The following is a 24,251-nucleotide window of genomic DNA, read 5'->3' as shown; positions in this document are numbered from 1 at the left end:
CCAGCCATAAAAAGGCCTCCCATTTCTTGTGTCCAAGAAATGGGAGGCAGTTCAGTGCGCAGCGGGGGTTCTTTCATGTCCGAGGACGTTCTGAAAAGAAACACCAGGGCGGGCCCGGACGAGAACAACCGACTACAGGTCGATGTGCGATTCCTTGATCGGGAACGGCTCGGCGAAGTGGCAGGCGCAGCAGTGACCCGGTGCAACTTCCTTAAACTCGGGGAGCTTCTCGGAGCAGATACCCTGCGCGATCGGGCAACGCGTGTGGAAACGGCAGCCGGTCGGCGGATCCAGCGGCGACGGCGGATCGCCAGCGAGGATGATGCGCTTGCGGGTCTTCTGGATATCAGGATCGGGAACCGGCACGGCAGACAGCAGCGACTGCGTGTACGGATGGTGAGGCTCGCTATAGAGCGTCTTCCAGTCCGAAACCTCGACCATCTTACCCAGATACATAACGGCAACGCGATCGGAGATGTGCTGTACGACGGACAGGTCGTGTGCGATAAACAGATACGCGGTACCGAACTTGTCCTGCAGTTCCTTGAGCAGGTTCAGAACCTGGGCCTGAATGGACACATCCAGAGCGGATACCGGCTCGTCACAGATAATCAGCTTGGGCTTCAGCGCAAAAGCGCGGGCAATACCGACACGCTGACGCTGGCCGCCCGAGAACTCATGCGGATAGCGGTTGATGTGCTCGGGGTTCAGTCCAACGACGTCGAGAAGCTCACGGACGCGCTCAATGCGCTCCTCCTTGGTACCCACACCATGAATGGTCATGGGCTCGGAGACAATCTCACCGATGGTCATACGAGGGTTGAGCGAAGCATAAGGATCCTGGAAGATAAACTGCATCTCACGACGCATGTCCTTGATCTCATGCTTGCTCATCTCGGCAACATCTTTGCCCTGGAAGAACACCTTGCCGGCGGTCGGCTTGGTCAGACGCATGATAGTGCGGCCCGTGGTGGATTTACCGCAACCAGACTCGCCAACCAGACCAAAGGTCTCGCCAGGATAAATCTCAAAAGAGATGTCGTTTACAGCAGAGACGACGCGCTTGGAAAAACGCTTGGCGAACATGCCGGACTCTGCGGGAAACTCCTTGGAGAGGTGCTCGACCTTCAGCAGTGGAGTGCGCTCGTTATTGTCTGCCATTTACGCCTCGCCTCCCTTCTTGGAATCCTTGCGCGTACGGGACGTCTCAGGAGCGTTCTTGAGGAACTCGGGGTCACCGGAATAGTGGCACGCAGAATAGTGACCGGACTCGGTGACAACGCGCTCAGGGCGCTGCTTGCGGCACTTGTCCGTCGCGTAGGGGCAACGAGGAGAGAAGACGCAGCCCTCAGGCAGGTTCATGAGCGAAGGCGGGTTGCCGTGAATCGGCGTCAGCGGCTTCTTCTCTTCGATTGCCTGCTCCGGGATGGAGCGGATAAGACCCCAGGTGTAGGGGTGGCGGCTCTCGTAGAAGATTTCCTCAGCAGTACCGAACTCAACGGGGCGGCCGGCGTACATAACCATGATCTTATCGGCCATATCGGCGACAACACCCAGGTCATGGGTAATCATGATGATGGCGTTGCCGTTCTTCTCCTGCATCTCCTGCATGAGCTCGATAATCTGAGCCTGGATGGTAACGTCCAGGGCAGTCGTGGGCTCGTCGGCAATCAGAATATCGGGATCGCAGGCAAGGGCCATGGCAATCATGACTCGCTGACGCATACCGCCAGAGAACTGGTGCGGATACTCATTGACGCGCTTCTCGGGCTCGGGGATACCCACGAGGTCCAAAAGCTCGGTGGCACGCTTGAGCGCCTCCTGCTTGGAGTAGCCACGGTGCAGACGAAGACCCTCGCCCACCTGCCTGCCGATCTTATAGACCGGGTTCAAGGAGGTCATAGGATCCTGGAAGATCATCGCGATATCGTTGCCGCGAATGTGCTGCATCTCTTCCTCGGTCATTTCGAGGATGGAGCGGCCGCGATAGCGAACGTCACCGCCCTCGATCTTTCCCGGAGGCATCGAGATGAGGCCCATGATGGTCATGGCGGTCACGGACTTACCGGAGCCGGACTCACCGACGACGCCCAGGGTTTCGCCGCGATCGAGCGTGTAGGAGACACCGTCGACAGCGCGAACAACGCCATCCTCGGTGTGGAAATACATCTTAAGGTCATCGACCTCGAGCAGATGCTGGCCCTCAGGAACCGGCTGGTCCTTCAGGTCCACATAGTTCTTGTTCTTCTTCATCCTTATGCGTCCTTCATCTTGACGTCGAGGGCGTCGCGCAGACCGTCACCCAGCAGGGTGAAGGCGAGCACCGTCGAGAGAATTGCCAGACCGGGCATGATCATCATCCAGGGAGCGGTCAGAAGATACTGCTGACCGTCCTGAATCATGGAGCCCCACGAAGGCGTAGGCGGAATAACGCCCATGCCGAGGAAGGACAGAGCGGACTCGGTCAGAATGGCGCCACCAATGTTCATGGTCGCGTAGACCACGATGGAGGCGACGGAGTTCGGGAAGATGTGACGCACGACGATACGAGCATCAGATGCACCCATCGCGCGCGCTGCATCAACATAGTCGTTTTCCTTGACCGTCAAGATTGCAGAGCGGAAGACGCGCGCAATCGAAGGCCAGCCAAGAATGCCGATGGCGATAAAGACGTTCTGAAGACCACGGCCGATAACGGCGATCATGGCGACAACGAACAGCACGTACGGGAACGCCAGGAAGATGTCCGCACAGCGCATGATGATCGTATCCCAAATGCCGCCGTAGAAACCGGCCAGGGCGCCCATGACCAGGCCGATCAATGTGGAGATGGCGGTGGCCATGATACCGACAGAAAGCGAAACGCGTGCACCGTAGATAACGCGGACGAGAATGTCGCGACCGAGGGCATCGGTGCCAAACGGGTGCTCGGCACACGGAGCCAGTAGCGATGTCTCGGCCATGGTGGTCGAATCGGAAGCCGTCGGCGAACCGAGCCAGGGCTTAGCCCACAGATCTGCGGTCAGGGCAACCACAACGACGATGATGATCCAGCAGACACCGATAACGGCGAGCTTGTTCTTACGAAGACGCTTAAAAGCGTCGCCCCACAGCGTGCGGGACTTGGCGGGAGCAGATGCGACCTTGGTGGCGGTAGCCTGCTCCTGAGACTGAGAATCAGTTTCCTGCATGAGACGTACCTCCCTTAGGCCTTATCCGACGGACCGCCAAGGCGGATGCGCGGGTCGAGGAATGCATAGCTAATGTCGACGAGCAGGTTGATCACCATGACGACGACAACGATGAGCGTAACGCCGCCCATAACGATGGGCCAGTCACGCATGCTAATGGCGCGATAGACCTCATAGCCGATACCGGGCCAGTTGAAGACCGTCTCGGTCAGGATGGCGCCCGAAAGCATGCCGCCAAAGTCGACACCAATATAGGTAACGACGGGGATGAGTGCATTCTTAAGCGCATGCTTGACGATGATCGCACGATTGGAGAGACCCTTGGCCTTTGCCGTACGGATGTAATCCTGGTTCATGACGTCAAGCAGCTGCGAGCGCATAATGCGCGCAGCATAAGCGGTCGAAACCGAAGCCAGCGTAATGGTCGGAAGCACATAGTGCATCCAATCCTGATACTGAGAGCTGGAACCGCCGGCACCCGAGATCGGCATGGAGATTGCACCGCCCGTGGCGTCCTTGAGGATGACGCCAAAGAACAGCTGCAGCAACATACCGAGCCAGAAGGCCGGGACCGCAACGAGGATCGACGTGGTGAGCGTTACCAAAATATCCCAGAAGGAATAACGCTTTACCGCCGAAATGATACCCGCACCGATACCCATAATTGCCTCGAGCACGATGGCGCACGCGGCAAGTTTGACCGTATACGGATACTTCTGGGCAAAGATTTCCGTAACCGGCAGCTTGCGCTGATACGAATTGCCCAGATCGCCATGAAGCAGGCCGTTCATGTAATACAAGTAACGGTCCACGAGCGACGTTTGAACGGGGTCGCCGTTCTCGTCAAGGATCGCGTTGCCGTCATCGTCCGTCTGGACCAGGTGATAGCGAACGCGAAGCTGAAGCTCCACCTCGGGGGACAGAGCCTTGTCTCCACCGATCAGCTTGATCGGATCTCCCGGCACGATATTCTGGAGGGCGAACAGAATCAGCGTAACGCCCAAAAACACCGGGATGAACTGAAGCACACGTTTAACGATGTACTTACCCATACCACTCCCCTATCTAGGGATTAACCTAAATGGGATGCCGATCGCCAGACCGGCATCCCAAAATTACCATCAGCCAGTTTACCCCAGGTTAGGGAGAACTGTATGTTTCCCATGAGGTCTACGTAAATACTTGACCCTCACGGAAGCTGCAAACTCTTAGGCGAGCTCAGCGGTACCCAGATCGGCGTGCTTCTGCGGATCGACATAGAGGTGCTTAATGCGATCGGAGCCGGCGATGGTGTGCGTGTAGAACATAATCGGGATGACCGGGCAGTCGGCAGCGACCATTGCGTCGGCCTCCTGCATCTTAGCGACGCGCTCCTCGTCGTCAACAATAGTACGAGCCTCGTCGACCTTGGCGTCGAACTCGGGGTTGTTGTAACCGGAGCGGTTGTCGCCACCGAGGGAGTCGGAGTGGAACAGCGGATACAGGAAGTTGTCCATGATCGGGTAGTCGGCAATCCAACCCAGACGACCGAACTGATAGTTAAAGTTCTGATACTGCTCGAGCAGGGCAGACCACTCAGGGGTATCGGAGACAGCGGTAACGCCAACCTTGGCGAGGTCACCGATGATGGACTCCATGATCTCCTTGTGACCGCCGTCCTGGTTGTAGGACAGGGTCACGCTAATGCCACGATCCCCGTTAGCGCCAGCGGGAGCAACCTTGTCGAGGTACTCGTTAGCCTTGTCGACATCGTAGGCGCAGAACTCCCATGCGCCCTCCTTGTAGCCATCGATGCCCGGAGGAACAATGCCGTCGGCAGGAGTACGGGTACCCTTGAAGATGGTCTTGCAGATGGCCTCACGGTTGATGGCCAGGGAGATACCCCTGCGCAGGTCGGCGTTGCTGAACGGCTCGGCCGTGGTGTTGCAGGTCAGATAGTACGTGGAAGGCTCGGCGCCGAGCAGCATGCGCTCGCCGTCACCCATGGTGTAGCCGTCCTTGGACACGCCGCGATCCTTCTTGGCGGCGTCGATCTGAGCGACGGGAACGTCGCAGACATCGAGGTTACCGGCCTGGAACTCCTTGTAGGCGGTCTCCATGTCCTTGATGACCTGGAAGTGGATGCCATCGATCTTGGCCTTGTCGCCATAGTAATCGTCGAACTTCTTGACGTTGATCTCCTGGCCATCCTCCCACTTGCCGTCCATCATGAACGGGCCGTTACCGACCGGGGCGAGGTAGAAGCTCTTGACATCGGACTCGGCGCACTCGGGAACCGGGGCCAGAGCCGGGTGAGAGGCGACGAAGGGGAAGTCGGCGTAAGCGGAAGCCAGCTTGACGACGAGGGTCTCATCGTCGGGGCAGGTAACACCGCTGAGCTCGGTAGCGTTACCGGCAAGCAGATCGTCATAGCCCTCGACCATGGAGAGGTGATAGGAGACCTCGGAAGGGCCGTACTCGGTAGCGACAGCCGACTTGGTGTTGACCAGACGCTCCCAACCGAGCTTGAAGGACTTGGAGGTAACGTCGTCACCGTTGTGGAACTTGGCCTTCTTGATCTTGAAGGTGAACTCGGTGGCGTCGTCGTTGGCCTCGAAGGACTCGCAAGCCAGCGGAACGATCTCGCCCTTCTCGGCGTCATAAGAGGTCAGAGCATCAAAGAGCTGGTACTCGACCTGAGTGCCCTGGTCCTCCTGGACATTGTAGGGGTCGATGCAGACCGGGTTGTTGATGTAGAAGTTCAGCTTCGAACCGGACTCAGAACCGGAAGCGTCGCCGCCCTTCTTGCCGCATGCGGCAAGAAAAGCCATGGAGCTCGCAGCAAGGGTACCGCCGACAAAGGCGCGACGACCCATAACGGGCTGGTGGAACATAGAATCAGCCATGCCATCCTCCTTATGAGATAGGACAAAGAAATGTTCAGTCGGACACATGTCGAGACAATCCGATCCGAACCATCAAAACGCCGCCCGTTGCTATGGCTGGATATGCACAACGAACCAACGTTTCGCAATACATTAGCGCATTTTATACACGATTTGGGGCTAATTCCCGTCAACGGTCGAGAATTTCTTTAGTTGGGCGAAGTATGTGGGGATATTTTGGCTCTGTTACAAATATGTAAACAAAAAGGGTCCCGCACTTGCAGAACCCTTTTCAAGTATTTATGTGGCTCGTGCTTAGTAGCCGACGATACCCTGCGGGAAGAAGAACATGCACAGGACGACACACACGGCAAAAACGACGGCCATAATTACCGTCAGGCGATCGAGGTTCTGCTCCATGACGCCCGTGGCAGAGCTGGAGTTATACAGCGAGCTAGCGATCATATCCGAAACGCCGGTGCCCTTACCGGAATGCATCAGGACGAGAATCGTCAGCGCCACGGCAGAGACAGCCCAAACGACAAACAGAAGAATCTGGAACGGACCCATAGATAAGCTCCTTAATAGAACAATTCAAACTCCAGTACTGTACCACAACCCCCAGCACTCCCCCATCAGCCATTTGGTGACGAGGTAGAAATAGCGCAAAAAAGAGGGTTGTCCGGTTGTGGACAACCCCCTTACTAGAAAACGGTATTTGTTTTCTATTAGGCCTCGGTGGCGAGTACGCGACCCGTCATCTCGGCGGAAGGCTCAATACCAGCCATGGTGAGCATGGTCGGAGCGATATCGGAAAGACGGCCGTCCTCGATACCGGTGAGCTGTGCCTTCTCATCAACGATGATGAACGGCACGCGGTTGGTGGTGTGAGCCGTGAACGGATGCTTGGAACCGTCGGAAGCAACGTCAAACATGTGATCGGCGTTGCCGTGATCGGCGGTAATCAGCGCAAAGCCGCCCTTAGCGAGAATCGCCGGGACAACCTTGGACAGGGCATCGTCAACAGCCTCGACGGCCTTAACGGCAGCGTCGAAGACACCGGTGTGACCAACCATGTCGCAGTTTGCGAAGTTCACGATGTAGAAATCAGCGCGATCCTCGTTGATGGCAGCGACAAGCTTCTCGGTAACCTCGGGAGCGCTCATCTCAGGTTGCAGGTCGTAGGTAGCGACCTTGGGAGAAGCGACGAGCACGCGCTCCTCGCCCTCCTTGGGCTCCTCGATGCCGCCGTTGAGGAAGAACGTCACGTGGGCGTACTTCTCGGTCTCGGCGGTGTGCAGCTGCTTCAGGCCATTGGCGGCGATAACGTCGGCCAGGACGTTCTCGGGGAACGTCTTGGGGAAGGCGACCTCGACGTCAAACGTCGGGTCGTACTCGGTCATCGTCACAAAGTGCGAAAGCTTGATCTGCTCGCGCTCAAAGCCGTCGAACTCCTTGTCCGTGAACACGCGAGTCATCTGACGAGCGCGGTCGGGACGGAAGTTGAAGAAGATGGCCGCGTCGCCCTCGTGGATGCCCTCATTGTGGGCAGCGAAGGGCTCGACGAACTCGTCGCCGCGCGGATCCTTCTCGTAGTAGGCCTTGATACCGGCAACAGGGTCGGTATCGGCATCGGATGCGTTGACCATGACGTCGTAGGCGCGCTGGATGCGCTCCCAACGGTTGTCGCGGTCCATGGCCCAATAACGGCCCGAGACGGTGGCAACGCGAGCGTCGCAACCGGTCTCCTCGGAGATCTTAGCCAGGAAGGCGCAGAACTCACTCATGTAACCGGCACCGGACTGCGGGTCAACGTCGCGACCATCCATGAAGGCGTGGACGCGAACGGTCTTGACACCGTGCTCGGCAGCCATCTTGACCAGAGCCTCGACGTGGCTCATATGAGAATGAACACCGCCAGGGCTCATAAGGCCCATGAGATGAAGGGTCTTGCCGTCAGCCTTGACATCGTCCATAGCCTTAACGAAAACCTCGTTCTTGGCGATGGAGCCGTCCTTGATGGCATTGTTGATGCGCGAAAGCTCCTGGAACACGATGCGGCCGGCACCGATGTTGAGGTGACCCACCTCGGAGTTGCCCATCTGGCCATCGGGAAGGCCCACGTCCTCGCCCGAAGCACCGAGCGTGGTGTGGGGGTACTTCTCGTACAGGCTATCAAGGAAGGGCGTCTTGGCAGCGGCGACGGCGTTCTCGCCATCGGCCGGAGCAAGGCCGCAACCATCCATGATGATCAGGAGTGCAGGAAGATGACGCTGTGCCATATGTCCTACTCGCCTGCCTTGACGACCATAGAGGCAAAGTCGGCAGCCTTGAGCGAAGCGCCGCCCACGAGGGCGCCGTCAACGTCGGGCTTGGCGACGAGCTCAGCAATGTTGCCGGGCTTAGCGGAACCGCCGTAGAGAACGCGGATGCCGTTGGCGAGCTCCTCGCCGAACATCTCCTTGAGGGTCTCACGGATAGCGCCGCAGACCTCCTGAGCGTCCTCGGCGGTAGCGGTCTTGCCGGTGCCGATGGCCCAAATGGGCTCGTAGGCGACGACGACCTGCTTGGGGCAGGTGATCTCAAGACCAGCAAGACCAGCCTTGACCTGGTTCACGACGTGCTCGACATAGGTGCCGGCCTCGCGGACCTCAAGGGACTCACCGCAGCAGAAGACGGGAACAAGTCCGGCGGCAACGAGGGCCTTGGCCTTCTTGTTCTGATCCTCGTCGGTCTCGTGGAAGTAATCACGACGCTCGGAGTGACCGATGATGCAGTAGGTGCAGCCAGCGGACTTGAGCATGTCGCAAGAAGACTCACCGGTGAAGGCACCCTTGGCCTCCCAGTACACGTTCTGTGCACCGAGGGCGATGGGGGCAGCCTGAATACGGTCATGAACCGTGGTGATGTCGATGGTCGGAGGGCAGACGAGCACCTCGACGCCAGCCGGAACCTCGGGCAGAGCCTGAGCCAGCTCGTCGGCGAGCTTGGCGGCCTCGGCGACGTCGTTGTTCATCTTCCAGTTACCAGCAATAAGAAGGGTGCGATTAGGCATCGAGAAGCGCCTCCACTCCGGGCAGGGCCTTACCCTCGACGAGCTCCATGGAAGCGCCACCACCGGTAGAGATCCAGCTCATCTTGTCGGCCAGGTTGAACTTGTTGACGGCTGCGACAGAGTCGCCACCACCGATGATCGAGGTGCAATCAGCCTCGGCGACAGCCTCGGCGATAGCCTGGGTGCCGTGAGCGAAGTTATCGAACTCGAAGACGCCCATGGGGCCATTCCAGAACACGGTCTTGGCACCCTTGACAGCCTCGGCGTAGAGCTCCTCGGTCTTGGGGCCGATGTCCATACCCTCACGGTCGTCGGGGATAGCGTCGGAAGCGACAACCTCGGGGACAGCGTCCTCGCCAAAGTGATCAGCAACGCGGTTGTCGATGGGGAGCAGGATCTTGACGCCCTTCTCCTCGGCCTTCTTGAGCATCTCGCCGGCGCGCTCGACCCAGTCCTCTTCCTTGAGGGACTGACCGACGGACAGGCCCTGAGCCAGGAAGAAGGTGTAGGCCATGCCGCCACCGATGATCAGGGTGTCAGCAGAGTCGATGAGGTGATCGAGAACGCCGATCTTGGAGGAAACCTTGGAACCGCCGACGATAGCGACGAAGGGGCGCTCGGGCTCGGCGAAGATGCCGGTCAGCGTGTCGACCTCCTTCTCGAGCAGGAAGCCAGCGACGGCAGGCAGGTAAGCGGCGGGGCCCACGACGGAACCCTGGGCGCGGTGGGCGGTGCCGAAGGCATCGAGAACGAAGACGTCACCATAGGAAGCGAGCTTCTTGGCGATCTCGGGATCGTTCTTCTTCTCACGCTTGTCGAAACGGACGTTCTCGAGAACGAGGACCTTGCCCGGCTCGACGGCGGCAACGGCCTCGGCGGCCTTCTCACCATACGTGTCAGCAACAAAAGCAACGTCAAGGCCAGAGAGCTCGGCGAGCTTCTTGGCGACAGGCTCGAGGGAGAGCTCGGGCTGGAAGCCAGTACCCTCGGGACGGCCGAGGTGGCTCATGAGGATGACGCGAGCGTTGTGCTCAACGAGGTAGTTGATAGTGGGCAGGGCTGCCTTGATGCGGGTGGTGTCGCCAACGACGCCATCCTTGATAGGCACGTTGAAGTCAACGCGGACGAGAACGCGCTTGCCGTCGACATCGATGTCGCGGACGGTCTTCTTGGTAAAGGCCATGTTTGCTTCTACCTTTCGTACGTGTCTGCCTCCCATTACGGCAGACGATTTCCTATAAAAAGGGCGCGACCCTAGGGTGTAAGCCCTATGAGGCCGCGCCCTTCTTTAGACGCTCAACGAGCTATTCGCTAAAAGCTAAATTAAGCAACGAACTTCTCGAAGTACTTGATGGTGCGGACCATCTGAGAGGTGTAGGAGTTCTCGTTGTCGTACCAAGAGGTGACCTGAACGAGGGTCTGGCCGTTGCCGAGGTCAGAGCACATGGTCTGAGTGGCGTCGAAGATGGAGCCGTGGGTCTCGCCGATGATATCGGTGGAGACGATGTCGTCCTCGTTGTAACCGAAGGTCTCGGAGATGGTGGCAGCGTAGGCCTTCATAGCGGCGTTGACCTCGTCGACGGTGACCTTCTTGTCAACGACAGCGTAGAGGTTGGTGATGGAGCCGGTCGGCGTCGGGACGCGCTGGGCGGCACCGATGAGCTTACCGTTGAGCTCGGGGAGAACCAGGCCGATAGCCTTGGCAGCACCGGTGGTGTTGGGGACGATGTTAACGGCGCAGGCGCGGCTACGACGCTTGTTGCCCTTGCGCTGCGGGCCGTCGAGCGGCATCTGGTCGCCAGTCCAGGCGTGAATGGTGGTCATGATGCCGGACACGATGGGAGCGAAGTCGTTCAGACCCTTGGCCATCGGGGCGAGGCAGTTGGTGGTGCAGGAAGCAGCGGAGATGATGTTGTCCTCAGCGGTCAGCGTCTCATGGTTGACGTTGTACACGATGGTGGGCAGATCGCTGCCGGCCGGAGCGGAGATGACGACCTTCTTGGCGCCAGCGTTGATGTGGGCCTGAGCCTTAGCCTTGCTGGTGTAGAAGCCGGTGCACTCGAGAACGACGTCGACGTCGAGGTCGCCCCAAGGCAGGTTGTTGGCGTCGGCCTCCTTGTAGATCTTGATCTCCTTGCCGTCAACGGTGATGGAATCCTCACCAGCGACGACCTCGTGATCGCGAGCATAGTTGCCCTGCGTGGAGTCGTACTTCAGCAGGTAAGCGAGCATATCGGGAGAGGTGAGGTCGTTGATAGCGACGATCTCGGAGCCCTCATGACCGAACATCTGACGGAAGGCCAGACGACCGATGCGACCGAAGCCGTTAATAGCAACCTTTACTGCCATTGTGTCTCCTTTCGTAAGGCCCCCGCAAGCTACAGCGCCCGCCGTTGAGGCCCACAAACTAACCACTCGCCTAATATACCTTTTTTTTGACTTGAATTTCACGAGAATGCTCGAAATTGAAAATCAAATTTGCGTTAAAACGCTTTAACGTATAAAACAGCAGTTCAACCACCATAAAAGCTATTGCGTTAAACTACCTGCTTGCTTCAATGAGCTTTTCAAGGCGCAAAACGCGGTGATACAAGGCCGACTTCGACAAAGGAGGGTCGGCCATTTCCCCCAAATCTCGCAGCGAGAGATCGGGGTAACGCTCGCGTAAGTCACAAAAGACTGCCAGAGCGTCCGGCAGCGTTTCACGCAAACCGCGCCGATCAAGCTCGTCGATGAGCGCAAGCTGATGTTGAGCGGCACCGGCACTTCTGGTCTGGTTGGCAAGCTCTGCGTTCACGCGACGATTCACGTCGTTCTTCACCAGCTTGACTGCGCGGGCCTCTTCAATCTCGGCAACGCTGCGCTTGGCGCCAATCAGCTGTAACAGACGTTTAATCTCCTCGGCACTCTTGATGTACACGGCATACGAGCCGCGACGCGCATTGACGCGGGCGTGAACTCCAATCTGCTCCAGAAGATCGCAAAGTCCCTTTGCATACTCCTCGCCCTGAACCGCGATCTCCAAATGAAAATCGCCACGCGGGTCGGCAACAAAGCCTCCGGCAATCAGCGCACCGCGAATATAGGCGAGCCTGCAGCAAGGACGGGCAACGATGTGGCGCGGCACACCCGCGACGAGCCCTCCCCTACGGTCGAGAATGCCCAGCAGCACCAGAGCCTTATCCAAATCGGGCTGATCGGGCAAGGTGATGAGGTAGTTTCGCACCTTGTGCAGGACCGACTTACGAACCGTGAATTCGGTCTTGAGCTTAAGAATGCGATGCGTCAGCGCAATCATCGTGCGCGCCACAGCACCCGTCTCGGTCGCGACCGTCAAGCGGTACCGTCCCGAGCCCGCCAACGAAAGCGTGCCGCTCACACGCGTGAGCGCAGCAAGCGTCGACAAATCGCAGTATTCGCATTCTGGTTCGCAGCGCGCAAGCTCGTCACGCACCTCAGCGGTAAACGACATGTAAACCTATGCCTTCGTGTTGGCACGCGACAGGTCACGATGGGAGATGCTCACATGATACTGAGCACCCTCCAGGTAGCGGGCCGTGGCCTCGGCAATGGCGACGCTACGGTGCTGTCCGCCCGTGCAGCCGATGGCAATGGAAAGCTGCGGCTTGCCCTCTGCGATATAACCCGGCATGACCGTATCGAGCAACTGTGTCCAGGCCTTCCAAAACTCCTGGGTCTTAGGGTGGTCCAAGACAAAATCGGAGACCTTCTTATCGAGACCGGTCATGGTACGCATCTCGGGATCGTAGAAAGGATTGGGCAAGAAGCGCACATCGATCATGATATCCGCCTCGACGGGCATGCCATGCTTAAAGCCAAACGAGAACACGTGGACGTCCATAAGCTGCTGGTCGGACAGCTCGGAAAAAGCCATGCGAAGCTTGTTACGTAAGGCAGAAGTGCGCAAGCGGCTCGTGTCGATAATCATATCCGCTCGATCGCGAACGCCCTTCAGCTGCAGACGTTCACGCTGAATAGCGTCGGCCGTGGTCTCCCCCGGCTTTGCAATGGGATGGCGGCGACGGTTTTCGCTATACCGGCGAATCAGCACCTCGTCAGACGCCTCGAGAAACACGATGTCGCAGCTCATCTCGCGCTCTTCCAGTGCGGCAACAGCATCGAGCAGTTCATCGAACAAGCCCTGGCTACGCAGGTCGCAGGTAACGGCAAGGTGCCTGCCCACGCCCGTATTGATGCCAACGAGCTCTGCAAGCTGGGCAATCAGGCGTGGGGGCAGGTTGTCGATACAAAAATAGCCCATGTCCTCAAACACATGCATGGCTTGCGTTCGGCCCGAGCCGGACATTCCGGTGATGATAACGATATCGGGGATACGCTCCGAGCGCTCCGCCGCATCCATGGCATCTCCCTTTTGCATGTGTGCCTCCTAAAATAAGCGCGGGACCCGGCCAGCGGATCCCGCGCGATCAATTGCCTTTATTGAGTATACCGCCCCAAGCGGATAAGAGGCCCGTCTTACGCCTCAAGCGCAGCCTTGAACCAACTTGTAATACTCGTAGGGTGCGTAATGGCGGTGCCGACGACAACGGCCCACGCGCCGGCGTCGATTGCAGCGCGAGCCTCTTCGGGCGTATGTACGCGACCCTCGCAAATGATGGGAAGGCCGGGGAATTCCTCGGTCGCCTGACGCAGGAGCGGCAGGTCGGGACCATCGGCCATGGTGCAGTCGATGGCGGCGACGCCGTGAGAAAGCGTGGTGGATACCAGGTCAAAGCCCATATCAACAGCACGGCGAATGTCCTCGATGGTGGCACAATCGGCCATCAGGAGCACACCCTCCTCGTGCAGCGGGCGGAAGGTATCCTCGACCGTCTTACCATCGGGGCGCGGACGATCGGTGGCGTCGATCGCCACGATATCGGCACCGGCAGCAACGCAGGCGCGAGCGTGACGCAGCGTCGGCGTGATGTAAACGCCCTCGTGCCCATCCTTCCACAGGCCGATAACAGGAACCTCACAGCGGCCCTTAATGGCGGCAATGTCGGCAAGGCCCTGGCAGCGAATGGCGGCGGCGCCGCCAAGCTCGCAAGCGCGGGACATTTGAGCCATGGTCTCGGGCGTACGAAGCGGCTCGCCCATATACGCCTGAACGCTCACGACGAGCTTACCCTTCAGGGACTGGATCAAAGGATCAACGGTCATGTTCGACTCAACCTTTCTCAAAACAGCCTTCTGAGACACCGCACCTTGACGTTCAAACCGTCGCTCGCGTACCGAAGTACGCTTCGCTCCTCTTTCACGTCAATCTGCGGCACCTCAGAAGGCGCACTTGGTAGTTATGTTTACTTCAACGATGCAAGAAGGTGTTCGGCGGCACCGATGAGCGGCGCGTCGCCCTCCAGAGAGCCGATGAGGATCGGCGTGTCCTGAAGCGGGTCGAGCGCCTGGCTGGCATAGCCCTCGTGCACCGAGTCCTTCCACGTCTGTGAACGCCAATCGGGACCTTGGTGAATCACGCCGCCCGAAAGCACGATGACCTCGGGGTCCAGGATGTTAGCGAGCGAGCCCAAGCTGGCACCCAGCGCAAAGCCGGCGTCATGGATGACCTCGGTCGCCTTTGCGTCGCCCGCACGGCACAGGTCGTTCACGTCACGGCCGACCGAAGGACGGCTGGGGTCGACGCGGCCAAAACGCTCATCGTACATACGACCAATGGAAGTGCCCGAAGCAACCGACTCCAGATGGCCGGAACGCCCGCAGGCGCAGGGAATGCCGGCGGCAGCCGAGCACTCGATGTGGCCCATATGGCCGGCAGCACCATGGAAGCCCTGCATCACGCGGCCGTTCTCGACATATGCGCCGCCGATGCCCGTACCGATGCCCAAACACAAGACGGAGAACTTGCCCTTACCGACGCCCCAGTGGGCCTCGCCCAGAGCATGAGCCTGCACGTCGCCTACAACGGCAACGGGAAGGCCGAGGTCCTCGCGCAGGCGCGGCCCCAACTGAACGCCGGACCAGCCGGGCATAATCTCATTGGCATACGCGATGGCGCCCGTCTTGGGGTCGACGACACCGGCAGCGCCGATGCCAACTCCGAGGACCTCGACATCGGGATTTGCTTCAAGAGCTGCCTTGATAGACGCCTCGATGCGCTGGAAGACCGCTTCGCCACCCTCCTGGGCCTCGGTGGGAACCTCAGCCTCAAAAACGGGATGGGGCACACCGCCGTCAGCCGGGTACTCCATGATGGCAGTCGCGATCTTAGTTCCGCCGATATCGACAGAGCAGACGTACTTGTTCTCCATGTTGTTCTCCTTCGGAGACAAAAACAACTACAGGAAATGCGCCGTCAGGCTAGCCGTCACAGCGCGGTAAAGGTTTTCCAGGTGCCCGAGATCGCCGAGAAACCGTGCGGCCATTGACCTAATGGGTCATGGCCGCACGGTTGAACGGCGAGGTCGGGTGCCTGGGAAAGCTTTAAAGGAGACCGTTGTCCTGGAGGACCTTGCGAATCGCCTCGACGTTTTCACCGGTCATGGCCTTCACCGGGCGCGGCATGGTCGGGCTGTCGAAGATGCCCATGAGGTTCATAGCGGTCTTGAAGGCGCCGACGCCACCGGCATAGCCCTGGACGCCCGAGGTGACATCCCAGATGTGCGAAATCTCATTGAGGCGATCCTGCTCGGCCTTGACGGTAGCCCAGTCACCAGCCTGAGCGGCCTTCCACTGACGAACGTAGCCCTCGGGCTCAACGTTGGCGAGGCCCGGGACGGAACCGTCGGCGCCACCGAGATAGGCACCGTCGACGACGACCTCATGGCCGGTAAGGATGCTCATCGGATGGCCGTTCTTCTCGTTCTCCTGAATGAGGTAGCGGAACGAGATGTCATCGCCCGAGGAATCCTTGACGCCAGCCAGGACGCCCTCGGCGCCGAGCTTAGCAAGGAGCTTCCAGGGGAGCTTGGTGTGAACGCACACGGGAATGTCATAGGCGAAGATGGGCAGGTCGAGCTCCTCGTGCAGGATGCGGAAATGCTCCTCAACCTCGGTCATGCCCTGCAGGGCATAGAACGGGCAGGTGGCGACGAGCGCATCGGCGCCCAGCTCCTGAGCGACCTTGCCGTGCTCGATCATGCGCTCGGTCTCGGTATCGATGATGCCGACCAAGACGGGCACGCGGTGGTCGACGATGCGGACGGCCTCGGCGATGATCTGGCGACGACGCTCGTCGGTGGAGAAAACGACCTCACCCGAAGAGCCCAAGAAGAACAGGCCATCGACGCCGGCGTCGATCATGCGGTTGATGCTGCGCTCAAAGGAGGCAACGTCGAGCTGGTGGTCTTCGGTATCGGGAACAACGACGGGAGGGATAACGCCGGTGAATTTCTGAGTTGCCACAAGAATCTCCTTAGTTGTCTGGCGGGCGGCCCTATGCCACCCACTCTTGTTGGCAGTGTCCAGGCCGTCTAGGCCAAAGAACACGGATAGAACGTTTGGTTAAAGAAGTCGACGACTTCGTTTTCGAACGCATTGATGCGCTCGTGAGCGTATTTGGCATAGATGATATGCCTCCGGTCACACTCAAGACCGTTGAATACGGCAAACTGACCCTTGGGATCACTCACGGTATCCATGAGCGATGTGCCCATGAGCACCGAGCCACGAACCCGAGGCGACAGCGTCTCGAGACCGCTGGGAAGCGGATTGGCAAGCGCCGTGCAGGCAAGGCCCCGCTCATCCAGAGCAGAAACCGCCAGCGCGACACCGCCGCCAAGGCCCTCGCCCCATGCAAAGATGCGGTCGGGATCCATGCCATCAAGGTTGCGCGCAACCTTCGCCAACGCGCAGCCCCAACGGACACGCTCGACAAAAGCAGGCGAGGTAATCCCCTGCTGCAGATCGTTGGATCCAATAGTCTCATCGTCCAGCGCGAGGACGGCATACCCCATGGCGGCAAATCTCGTCATGTGATGCCAGCCGCGCACAGGCCGATCGATGTCGTGGAACATCAGGCACAGCGGCACGCGCTTAGATACTCGGGCACGACCAACAGGCTCAATCAAGCGAGCGTGGACCGCATCGTCACCGAGCTCAAAGGAAATCTCCGAGTAACGAGCGCAGGGGTTAACAAAGTCAATCGCCGTAATGGCCTGGCCTTGAATCTCAAGATTCGAAGCGCATGTCTCTAAATCAGAAACATCTGCTTGGACATCGCCGTGCCAGTCCCGATATTCTGCGAGCCTTGATGAAACCGTTCCGGGAATTCCCACGAGCCCGGGGACTATCAGCTCGTCAACATTGCTCTCGCACTTAGACATGAGCCTCCCCTCCCTCACAGAAAAACGGAATGATCAGATCGTCAAAATCCTGAATCTCCTCGTGGCCAAAGCCCTCAAAGAACTCATGACGCTTATCGCAGGACAGGTTGTTGTACACCGCAAACTGCGTTGCCGGCGGACAGACGGTATCGGCCGTGCCCGTGCCAAACAGCACGGGGCACTTGACCATGGGGGCAAAATTCTTGGAATCGAAGTACGCCAGCTTGGCATAGGCTTCCTCGATACGAGTCGAGTCCTCGTCAAACCAACGCGACCAATAGCGCAGACCCTCGTAGGCAATATCGTCGGCGTCCAAATCCCAGACCAGGCGGAAATCCGACAGGAAGGGATAGAGGATGGCGGCGCGATTGATAAGCTCGCCGTTAAGCGCACAGGTCGCAATGCCCAAACCGCCGCCCTGCGACGCGCCGTTCACAAACACACGGGCAAGATCGATGCCCTCAAGCTCGCGAACGATGCGGCACAGGATGCGAATATCTTGGTGCAAGCGGACATAGTAGAGGTTGGCCGGGTCGCCGTCGATACCGGCGACGATATGGCCCGCGACCGTTGTGCCCTCAAATCCACCAATGTCCTCGGAGGGACCTCCTTGACCGGGGCAGTCGAGGGCGATGAGCGCCATGCCCATGCCCGCAAACGACGCCTGCTCAAACCAGCTGCGGCTTGCACCCGGATATCCATGGAACTGAAGTACCAATGGCACGGGCTCATCCGAGACGGGTTTAAGGTACTTAGCATGCAGGCGTGCGCCACACATGCCGGTATACCAGAGGTCGAAAAACCGACAGGTTGCGGAATCCGCAACCGAAGCCGCCTCAATCGCGTAGTCGAGCTCGACGGCGTCGGCCTCGGCCATGCGGTCCTTCCAAAAGAGATCGAAATCCGATGGGCGGGGCATAGCGCCTCGATATTCACCAAATTGCTGTTGTAGCTCCTGAGCACTTGGCATGGCTCGTGAACCCAACCTTTCGAAATCGCAACGGAGGTGCGCCCGGCAAGGGAACCGGGCGCACGGGAGGGAAAGCGAGACTACTCGCCGAGCTTGGGATGCAGCAGCGACGGCGCAGCGCCGAGCAGCATCTTGGTGTAGGGGTCCTGGGGGTGCTGGAAGACCTGCTTGGCCTCGCCCTGTTCGACGATCTTGCCGCCATTCATAACGATGATGTCGTCAGAGATATAGCGGACCGTCTGGATGTCATGGCTGATGAACACCATGGCCAGGCCGAGCTCCTTCTTAAGGTCGGTCAGCAGGTTCAGAATCTGCGCGCGGACCGAAACGTCCAGAGCCGAGGTGGGCTCGTCGGCGATGATGGCATCGGGGTTCAGCGACAGGGCACGGGCAATTGCGACGCGCTGGCGCTGGCCGCCCGAAAGCTGGCCGGGAAGAACCTCGGCGGCGGAGCTGGGCAGACCGGTGAGCTCCAAGAGCTCCTTGACGCGCTTCTCCTGCTCGGCCTCGGTACCCAGGTTGTGGACGCGCATGGGGTCGAGCAGTTGCTCGCGAACGACCATGCGGGGGTTGAGCGCCGTGGCCGGGTTCTGGAACACGACCGAGATGACGCGACCCATGTGGCGGCGGTCCTCGGCGGTACGTTTGGTAACGTCCTTGCCCTTAAAGTAGACCTTGCCGCTCGTGGGGGCCTGCAGGCCGCACATGACGTTGGCGGTGGTGGACTTACCGCAACCGGACTCGCCGACGATGCCGATCGTCTGACCGGGCATGAGCTTAATCGTTACACCCTGGACGGCGTGAACCAGGTTAGGGTGCAGAATCGAGCCGGTACGGGTCCTAAAGGTGACGTGGACGTCATCAAGGAAGATGATCGGCTCGACGCCGTTGACTGCGGTCTCGCTCATCTACATCACCTCCGCGTGAGGGGTCAAACCATTTGCCTTGAGCACCTCGTCGGGGAGCTCGGAATAGAAGTGCTCGGTGCCGGGCACGCGCTTGAAGACCGGACGGGTGTCCAGGCCAATACGCGGATGGCTCGAGCGGGGCGCGAAGCGATCGCCCTTGGGGAAATCGCGCGGGCTCGGAACGGCGCCGGGCACCTGGTGCAGGCGGCCCGAACCGCTCTCGATGGACAGAACGGAACCCAGAAGACCGCGGGTGTACTCGTGAATCGGGTTGGTGAGCAGCTCCTTGGTGGGCGCCTGCTCGATAACCTGACCGGCGTACATAACCGTGATGTTATGGGCGACCTCGGCGACCAGCGCCAGGTCATGCGAGACGAAGATCATGGCAAAGCCGAGCTTGGCCTGAAGGTCGTTGAGCAGCTTGATGACCTGCTTCTGGACGGTAACGTCCAGAGCGGTCGTGGGCTCGTCGCAGATGACCAGCTTGGGGTCGCGGGTAAGGGCCATAGCGATCAGAACGCGCTGGCGCTGACCACCGGAAAGCTCATGCGGATAGCTCTCGAGCGTACGCTTGGGGTCGAGGCCCACGAGCTCCAGGAGCTCCTCGGCGCTACGGGTGCCGCCACGCTTGGTGAGCTGCTTCATCTGGGCGGAAATAAGCATGGAGGGGTTGAGCGAGGACAGGGCGTCCTGATAGACCATGGCGATATCGGTACCGCGCAGGCCGAACCACTCCTTCTTGCTCATCTTGAGCAGGTCGCGGCCCTCCCAGAGAACCTCGCCGGAAAGATGCTCGTCATCGTCGGTCAGGCCCATGATGGCCAGCGTGGTGATGGACTTACCGCAGCCGGACTCACCGACCAGGCCCATGGTCTGGCCAGGACGGACATCAAAGTTGACGTGGTCGACGACGTTGATGTCACCGTGGTGCTCAAACTGGATGCAGAAATCGCGGACCGAAAGGATCGGCTCAACGGACTCATCGGGCACATGGCGGTCGTTACGCTTGAGTTCGACATCACGCAGAGCACCAAGACGGGCGGACAGGGACTGAGCCTGCTCCTTGTAGGCGCGAACGGGGTCGGAGACCAGCAGGTCGGCCTCGCGGCGCTTGGAGGAGTCGGTCGGATCCAGGGCGGCGGAGGGAGCAGCGGCCATAGCGTCGGTAATGCCCTCGGAGAGGATGTTGAGCGCCAGGCAGGTGACCATGATGGCCAGACCCGGGAACAGCGCCTGCCACCAACGGCCAGCGAGCACGCCGCCGCGGGCGTCGGCGAGGATGTTGCCCCAGGTAGCGGTGGGCTCCTGGATACCAGCGCCGATGAAGGTCAGCGAGGCCTCGAAGATGATGGCGTCGGCGACCAGGGTAACGGTGAAGACCATGATCGGGGCGATGCAGTTACGCAGAACATGCTTGATCAAAATCCACGGAGCCTTGGCGCCGGAAACGATGACCGCGCGGACATAGTCCTCTCCGTACTCGGACACGATGTTGGCGCGCACGATACGGGCAATCTGCGGAGTGTACATAAAGCCGATGGCGAAGATGATCGACGGCACGGAGTTGCCCAGGATGGAGACGAAGACGGCCGCGAGGGCGATGCCCGGGATAGACATGATGATGTCCAGGATACGCATGATCGTCTCGGAAACGGCCTTGCGCGAAACCGCCGCAAGGGCGCCCACGACCGAGCCGCAGACCAGAGCCATGGCAGTGGCGCCAAAGCCGATAATCAGCGAGTAACGACCACCGTAGAGCATGCGCGACAGAATGTCGCGACCCTTATCGTCGGTACCGAAGATAAATCCGTTGCCGGGAGCCTGGCGAGCCGTAAAGATCTCGACCGGGCTATAGGGGGCAAGAAGGGGCGCCAGAATCGCGGTCAGGGCGACCAGCGCCAGCACGACGGCGGCAATCTTAGAAGACAGCGTCATCTTCTTCCAGCCACCGAGCTTGAGCCCCTTGGAGGCAGCCTTCTCGAGCTGCTCGGTTTGCTTCTCTCGAATCTTTACCATAATCTACACCGTCCTGATGCGCGGGTTGATGAGCAGGTAGAGCATGTCAACCACGATGTTGATGATGATGAAGGCAAGAGCAACGACGATGACGACGCCCTGAACCAGGTTCGCCTCGTTGCCCTGAACGCCCTGCAGGATCGCGGTGCCCATGCCGGGGAGGTTGAAGATAACCTCGATGACGACGGCGCCGCCCATGAGGTAACCGATCTTAAGACCGAGGGTGGTGACCGGGGTGATCAGCGCATTGCGAAGTACGTTGATGCCGACGACGACCTTCTCGGGAACGCCGGCGCCGCGAGCCATACGGACATAGTCCTTGTCGAGCTCCTCGACCATGGCCGTACGCACGATACGAGTCATCTGACCCGTCAGCGGGAAGGCAAGAGCAATGGCGGGCATGATCATACGTCCCAGATAGCCAGCCGGGTTGGTGGTGAAGTGAGGCAGAGCACCGGACGCCGGAAGCACCTTAAGGTAGGAAGAGAACAGCAGAATCAACAGAACGGCAAGCCAGAACGACGGGGTTGCCAAGCCGGCGATGGAGAAGACGCGGATCACTTGGTCCGGCCATTTATCGCGATACAGTGCCGCGATGACGCCGAGTAAAAACGAAACGACCGCGCCGATGGCAAGACCGATGAAGGTCAGCTGCATCGTGACGGGCAGGGCAGTGGAGATGCGCTTGGCAACGGAGTTGCGAGCAGCACCATAGGTGCCCATGTCGCCATGGATCAGATCGCCCATGTAGCGCACGTAGCGCACGGGCCAGGGGTCGTCCAGACCATACTTCTCATGGTACTCGGCAACCGCCTCGGGCGAGGCACCGTCACCCAACGCCGTATAGGCGGGGTCGGTCTTGGAGAACGACATAAGGAAGAACACCAGGACGGTGACGCCCAATGCCATGATCGGCAGCGCCACGAGACGCCTTCCAATCAAACGTAGCAAGTTGTTCACGTTCTCTCCCCTTTCTTTTGTCGGTAGGACCAACTGGTATATGAGTACGGATACTCATTACAAGACCCGAGCGACATCGTTGCCGCCCGGGTCTTTGTTTCAACTATGAGGATACGGTCCCAACGACCGACATCCTGCATACAGACTCAAGCGAGCCTTACGCCTTGACGGTCGCGACGCCCCTGAAGGACATGCTCGTCGTGCCGATGCCCTTGAAGCCATCGAGGGCCTCGCCGTTGGGCGCAGTGGACGGATCGTCCCAGGAAGCGGAGACGGTCTTGACGTGGACAACGGGGTACAGAACAGCGTTGTCGGCAATGATGTCGAAGCACTCGTTCCACTTCTTCTGCTGCTCGTCGCCCTCGGCGGCAAGAGCCTCGTCCATGAGACCGTGGAGCTTCTGCCACTCAGCGGACTCCTTCCACGGGCAACGGGTCTGCATCCAAACGTTGTCGCCGTACCACCAGTTAAGCAGCAGGTCGGGGTCGGCGCCGAAGCAGGAAGGATCGCCAGGAGCAAGGAGGATATCGTAGGCCTCGCCGCCGTCGATGGCAGCGTAGGTGGCCGGCGAGGTATCGGTCTGGATGGTCACATCGAAGCCGAGAGCGTCGAGGTCGTTCTTGACCTGGGCGGCCATGCCCTTAATCTGCTCGTTGTCGGTGGTGCGCAGGGTGATGGCACCCGGGGTGATGCCAGACTCCTCGATGAGCTTCTTAGCCTTCTTGGCGTCGGTCTTATACACCGTGGAAGCCTCATGATAGTTGGTGAAGCTCTTGGGCAGGTAGCAGCTGGCAGCGGTGGCAAGGCCGGCGAAGGTGTTGCTGACCATCTTCTCGGTGTCGAGTGCATACATGACAGCCTGACGGACCTTGACGTTGTTCCAAGGCTCCTTGGCGACGTTGAACATGATGAAGCGGGTGCCGAAACCCTGAACGTTATCGATCTTGCAGCCGGCGCTCTCGAGCTGGTCGACGGCGTCAGCGGTAACGAGCTCCATAACGAGCGTGGAGCCCTCCTGCTGAGCGGTAACGCGAGCGGTGGGGTCGGTCAGGATGCTGTACTGGATCTTCTTATCCTCGGCAGCATACTCACCGTTGTACTCGGGGTTGGGAACCAGGGTGATCTCGGTATCGGAGATAGAGTCGTACATCCAGGGGCCGGAGCCGATCGGCTGCTTGGCGCGATCCTCCTCGGTCTGGGTGGCCGGGGTAACGCGGACGATGGCCAGACGATCCTTGAGCAGGGAGAAGTTGGGGACCTTGGTCTTGACCGTCACGGTGCTGGCGTCCTTGGCCTCGATGGACTCGAAGGGCTGGAAGAACGGAGCATAGGTAGCGGAAGCGGCGCAAGCGGTGTAGGAGGCAACGACATCGTCAGCGGTGACCTCGGTGCCATCGGAGAACTTGGCGCCCTTGCGGATGGTGACCTCGAAAGTGGTGTCGTCCACAGACTTGGGATCGTCGGTGGCGAGCTCGTTGAAGGTGCTGTAGTCGTGGTAATCGATGCCGTAGAGGCCCTCGACGACGTGCCAGTTAGCACCCAGGCCCACAGCGGAGCCGGTGCTGGCGGGATCGAAGCTGGACGGAGCGTAAGCGGAACCAGCGGTGATCACGCCGCCGCCACGGTTGGCGGAATCGGTGGAACCGGAAGCGGAACCCTCGTCGCTAGAGCTGCCACCGCAGCCGGTGAGACCAAGCCCTGCGACAGCAGCAACGCTGCCGGTGAGGCCGAGGAACGAACGCCTGGACATACCCTTGTTGATGATGGCCATGTCTTCTCCTATCAATAGAGAATCTTACCCGGGAGCACCTAGACTTGCCCCCGCGCAACTTGCGGACGATATATACCTTACCTACCGACGAACCCAAGTGAGGTGCCGCGCTCGGCGACCGATACATACATCCGCTTGAACGGTATTTACTACCGTTCGCCGAATTCATTGACAAATGATTCGACAGACAGTATGTATCGACGAGGTGAGATA

The 24,251-nt window shown here is 59.5% G+C and carries 21 protein-coding genes; all 21 read right to left on the bottom strand.

Features of this window, described 5'->3' with window-relative positions; translation table 11 throughout:
• Positions 1-132: 132 nt before the first annotated feature.
• Complete coding sequence (locus tag AQ996_RS05795) at positions 133-1,161, bottom strand: ABC transporter ATP-binding protein (RefSeq protein ID WP_006236139.1); 1,029 nt, start codon at positions 1,159-1,161, stop codon at positions 133-135.
• Positions 1,162-2,253, bottom strand: coding sequence for an ABC transporter ATP-binding protein (locus tag AQ996_RS05790; protein WP_055251840.1), 1,092 nt, complete (start codon positions 2,251-2,253; stop codon positions 1,162-1,164).
• 2 nt (positions 2,254-2,255) lie between these two features.
• A complete protein-coding gene (locus tag AQ996_RS05785) occupies positions 2,256-3,191 on the bottom strand; it encodes an ABC transporter permease (RefSeq protein ID WP_006236141.1) in 936 nt (311 codons plus the stop codon).
• A gap of 14 nt (positions 3,192-3,205) precedes the next feature.
• On the bottom strand, positions 3,206-4,243 hold the full coding sequence (locus AQ996_RS05780; protein WP_006236142.1) for an ABC transporter permease: 1,038 nt from the start codon (positions 4,241-4,243) through the stop codon (positions 3,206-3,208).
• 156 nt (positions 4,244-4,399) lie between these two features.
• Positions 4,400-6,076 carry a peptide ABC transporter substrate-binding protein gene (locus tag AQ996_RS05775; RefSeq protein ID WP_040359996.1) on the bottom strand — a complete coding sequence of 559 codons (1,677 nt, stop codon included), beginning with the start codon at positions 6,074-6,076 and terminating at the stop codon, positions 4,400-4,402.
• Positions 6,077-6,370: 294 nt separating this feature from the next.
• Positions 6,371-6,625 carry a preprotein translocase subunit SecG gene (gene secG / locus AQ996_RS05770; protein ID WP_006236144.1) on the bottom strand — a complete coding sequence of 85 codons (255 nt, stop codon included), beginning with the start codon at positions 6,623-6,625 and terminating at the stop codon, positions 6,371-6,373.
• 158 nt (positions 6,626-6,783) lie between these two features.
• Positions 6,784-8,337 (bottom strand): 2,3-bisphosphoglycerate-independent phosphoglycerate mutase, encoded by a 1,554-nt coding sequence (gene gpmI / locus AQ996_RS05765; protein WP_055251837.1) that lies wholly within the window; start codon positions 8,335-8,337, stop codon positions 6,784-6,786.
• 5 nt (positions 8,338-8,342) lie between these two features.
• On the bottom strand, positions 8,343-9,110 hold the full coding sequence (tpiA, locus tag AQ996_RS05760; protein ID WP_022094882.1) for a triose-phosphate isomerase: 768 nt from the start codon (positions 9,108-9,110) through the stop codon (positions 8,343-8,345).
• Entirely contained in the window at positions 9,103-10,293 is a 1,191-nt protein-coding gene (locus AQ996_RS05755) for a phosphoglycerate kinase (protein WP_006236149.1), read from the bottom strand. Before AQ996_RS05755 ends, tpiA begins: the two co-directional genes overlap by 8 nt.
• Before the next feature lie 140 nt (positions 10,294-10,433).
• Positions 10,434-11,459 (bottom strand): type I glyceraldehyde-3-phosphate dehydrogenase, encoded by a 1,026-nt coding sequence (gene gap / locus AQ996_RS05750; RefSeq protein WP_022094880.1) that lies wholly within the window; start codon positions 11,457-11,459, stop codon positions 10,434-10,436.
• Positions 11,460-11,652: 193 nt separating this feature from the next.
• Positions 11,653-12,582 carry a DNA-binding protein WhiA gene (whiA, locus tag AQ996_RS05745; RefSeq protein WP_055251835.1) on the bottom strand — a complete coding sequence of 310 codons (930 nt, stop codon included), beginning with the start codon at positions 12,580-12,582 and terminating at the stop codon, positions 11,653-11,655.
• 6 nt (positions 12,583-12,588) lie between these two features.
• On the bottom strand, positions 12,589-13,509 hold the full coding sequence (rapZ, locus tag AQ996_RS05740; protein ID WP_055251833.1) for an RNase adapter RapZ: 921 nt from the start codon (positions 13,507-13,509) through the stop codon (positions 12,589-12,591).
• A 98-nt stretch (positions 13,510-13,607) separates the two neighbouring features.
• Positions 13,608-14,294: an N-acetylmannosamine-6-phosphate 2-epimerase gene (locus tag AQ996_RS05735; protein WP_022094877.1), complete on the bottom strand. Its 687-nt coding sequence runs from the start codon at positions 14,292-14,294 to the stop codon at positions 13,608-13,610.
• Positions 14,295-14,434: 140 nt separating this feature from the next.
• Complete coding sequence (locus AQ996_RS05730; RefSeq protein WP_006236155.1) at positions 14,435-15,400, bottom strand: ROK family protein; 966 nt, start codon at positions 15,398-15,400, stop codon at positions 14,435-14,437.
• Between the two features lie 172 nt (positions 15,401-15,572).
• Positions 15,573-16,493 carry a dihydrodipicolinate synthase family protein gene (locus AQ996_RS05725; protein ID WP_055251831.1) on the bottom strand — a complete coding sequence of 307 codons (921 nt, stop codon included), beginning with the start codon at positions 16,491-16,493 and terminating at the stop codon, positions 15,573-15,575.
• A 68-nt stretch (positions 16,494-16,561) separates the two neighbouring features.
• On the bottom strand, positions 16,562-17,413 hold the full coding sequence (locus tag AQ996_RS05720) for an acetylxylan esterase (RefSeq protein ID WP_055251829.1): 852 nt from the start codon (positions 17,411-17,413) through the stop codon (positions 16,562-16,564).
• Positions 17,406-18,383 carry an acetylxylan esterase gene (locus tag AQ996_RS05715; RefSeq protein WP_055251828.1) on the bottom strand — a complete coding sequence of 326 codons (978 nt, stop codon included), beginning with the start codon at positions 18,381-18,383 and terminating at the stop codon, positions 17,406-17,408. The genes AQ996_RS05720 and AQ996_RS05715 overlap by 8 nt, the downstream gene beginning before the upstream one ends.
• A gap of 80 nt (positions 18,384-18,463) precedes the next feature.
• Positions 18,464-19,291: an ABC transporter ATP-binding protein gene (locus AQ996_RS05710; protein WP_006236159.1), complete on the bottom strand. Its 828-nt coding sequence runs from the start codon at positions 19,289-19,291 to the stop codon at positions 18,464-18,466.
• The gene (locus AQ996_RS05705) at positions 19,292-21,307 is read right to left on the bottom strand and encodes a dipeptide/oligopeptide/nickel ABC transporter permease/ATP-binding protein (protein WP_055251825.1); all 2,016 of its coding nucleotides are present in this window, start codon (positions 21,305-21,307) and stop codon (positions 19,292-19,294) included.
• A 3-nt stretch (positions 21,308-21,310) separates the two neighbouring features.
• Positions 21,311-22,267: an ABC transporter permease gene (locus AQ996_RS05700; protein ID WP_055251823.1), complete on the bottom strand. Its 957-nt coding sequence runs from the start codon at positions 22,265-22,267 to the stop codon at positions 21,311-21,313.
• A 157-nt stretch (positions 22,268-22,424) separates the two neighbouring features.
• Positions 22,425-24,038 (bottom strand): ABC transporter substrate-binding protein, encoded by a 1,614-nt coding sequence (locus tag AQ996_RS05695; protein ID WP_035138897.1) that lies wholly within the window; start codon positions 24,036-24,038, stop codon positions 22,425-22,427.
• Positions 24,039-24,251 lie beyond the last annotated feature (213 nt).

The sequence above is a fragment of the Collinsella aerofaciens genome, assembly GCF_001404695.1.
In the GTDB taxonomy this organism is placed as follows: domain Bacteria; phylum Actinomycetota; class Coriobacteriia; order Coriobacteriales; family Coriobacteriaceae; genus Collinsella; species Collinsella aerofaciens_E.
Note: the sequence above shows the minus strand (reverse complement) of the source record. Positions and strands in the feature narration are given on the sequence as shown.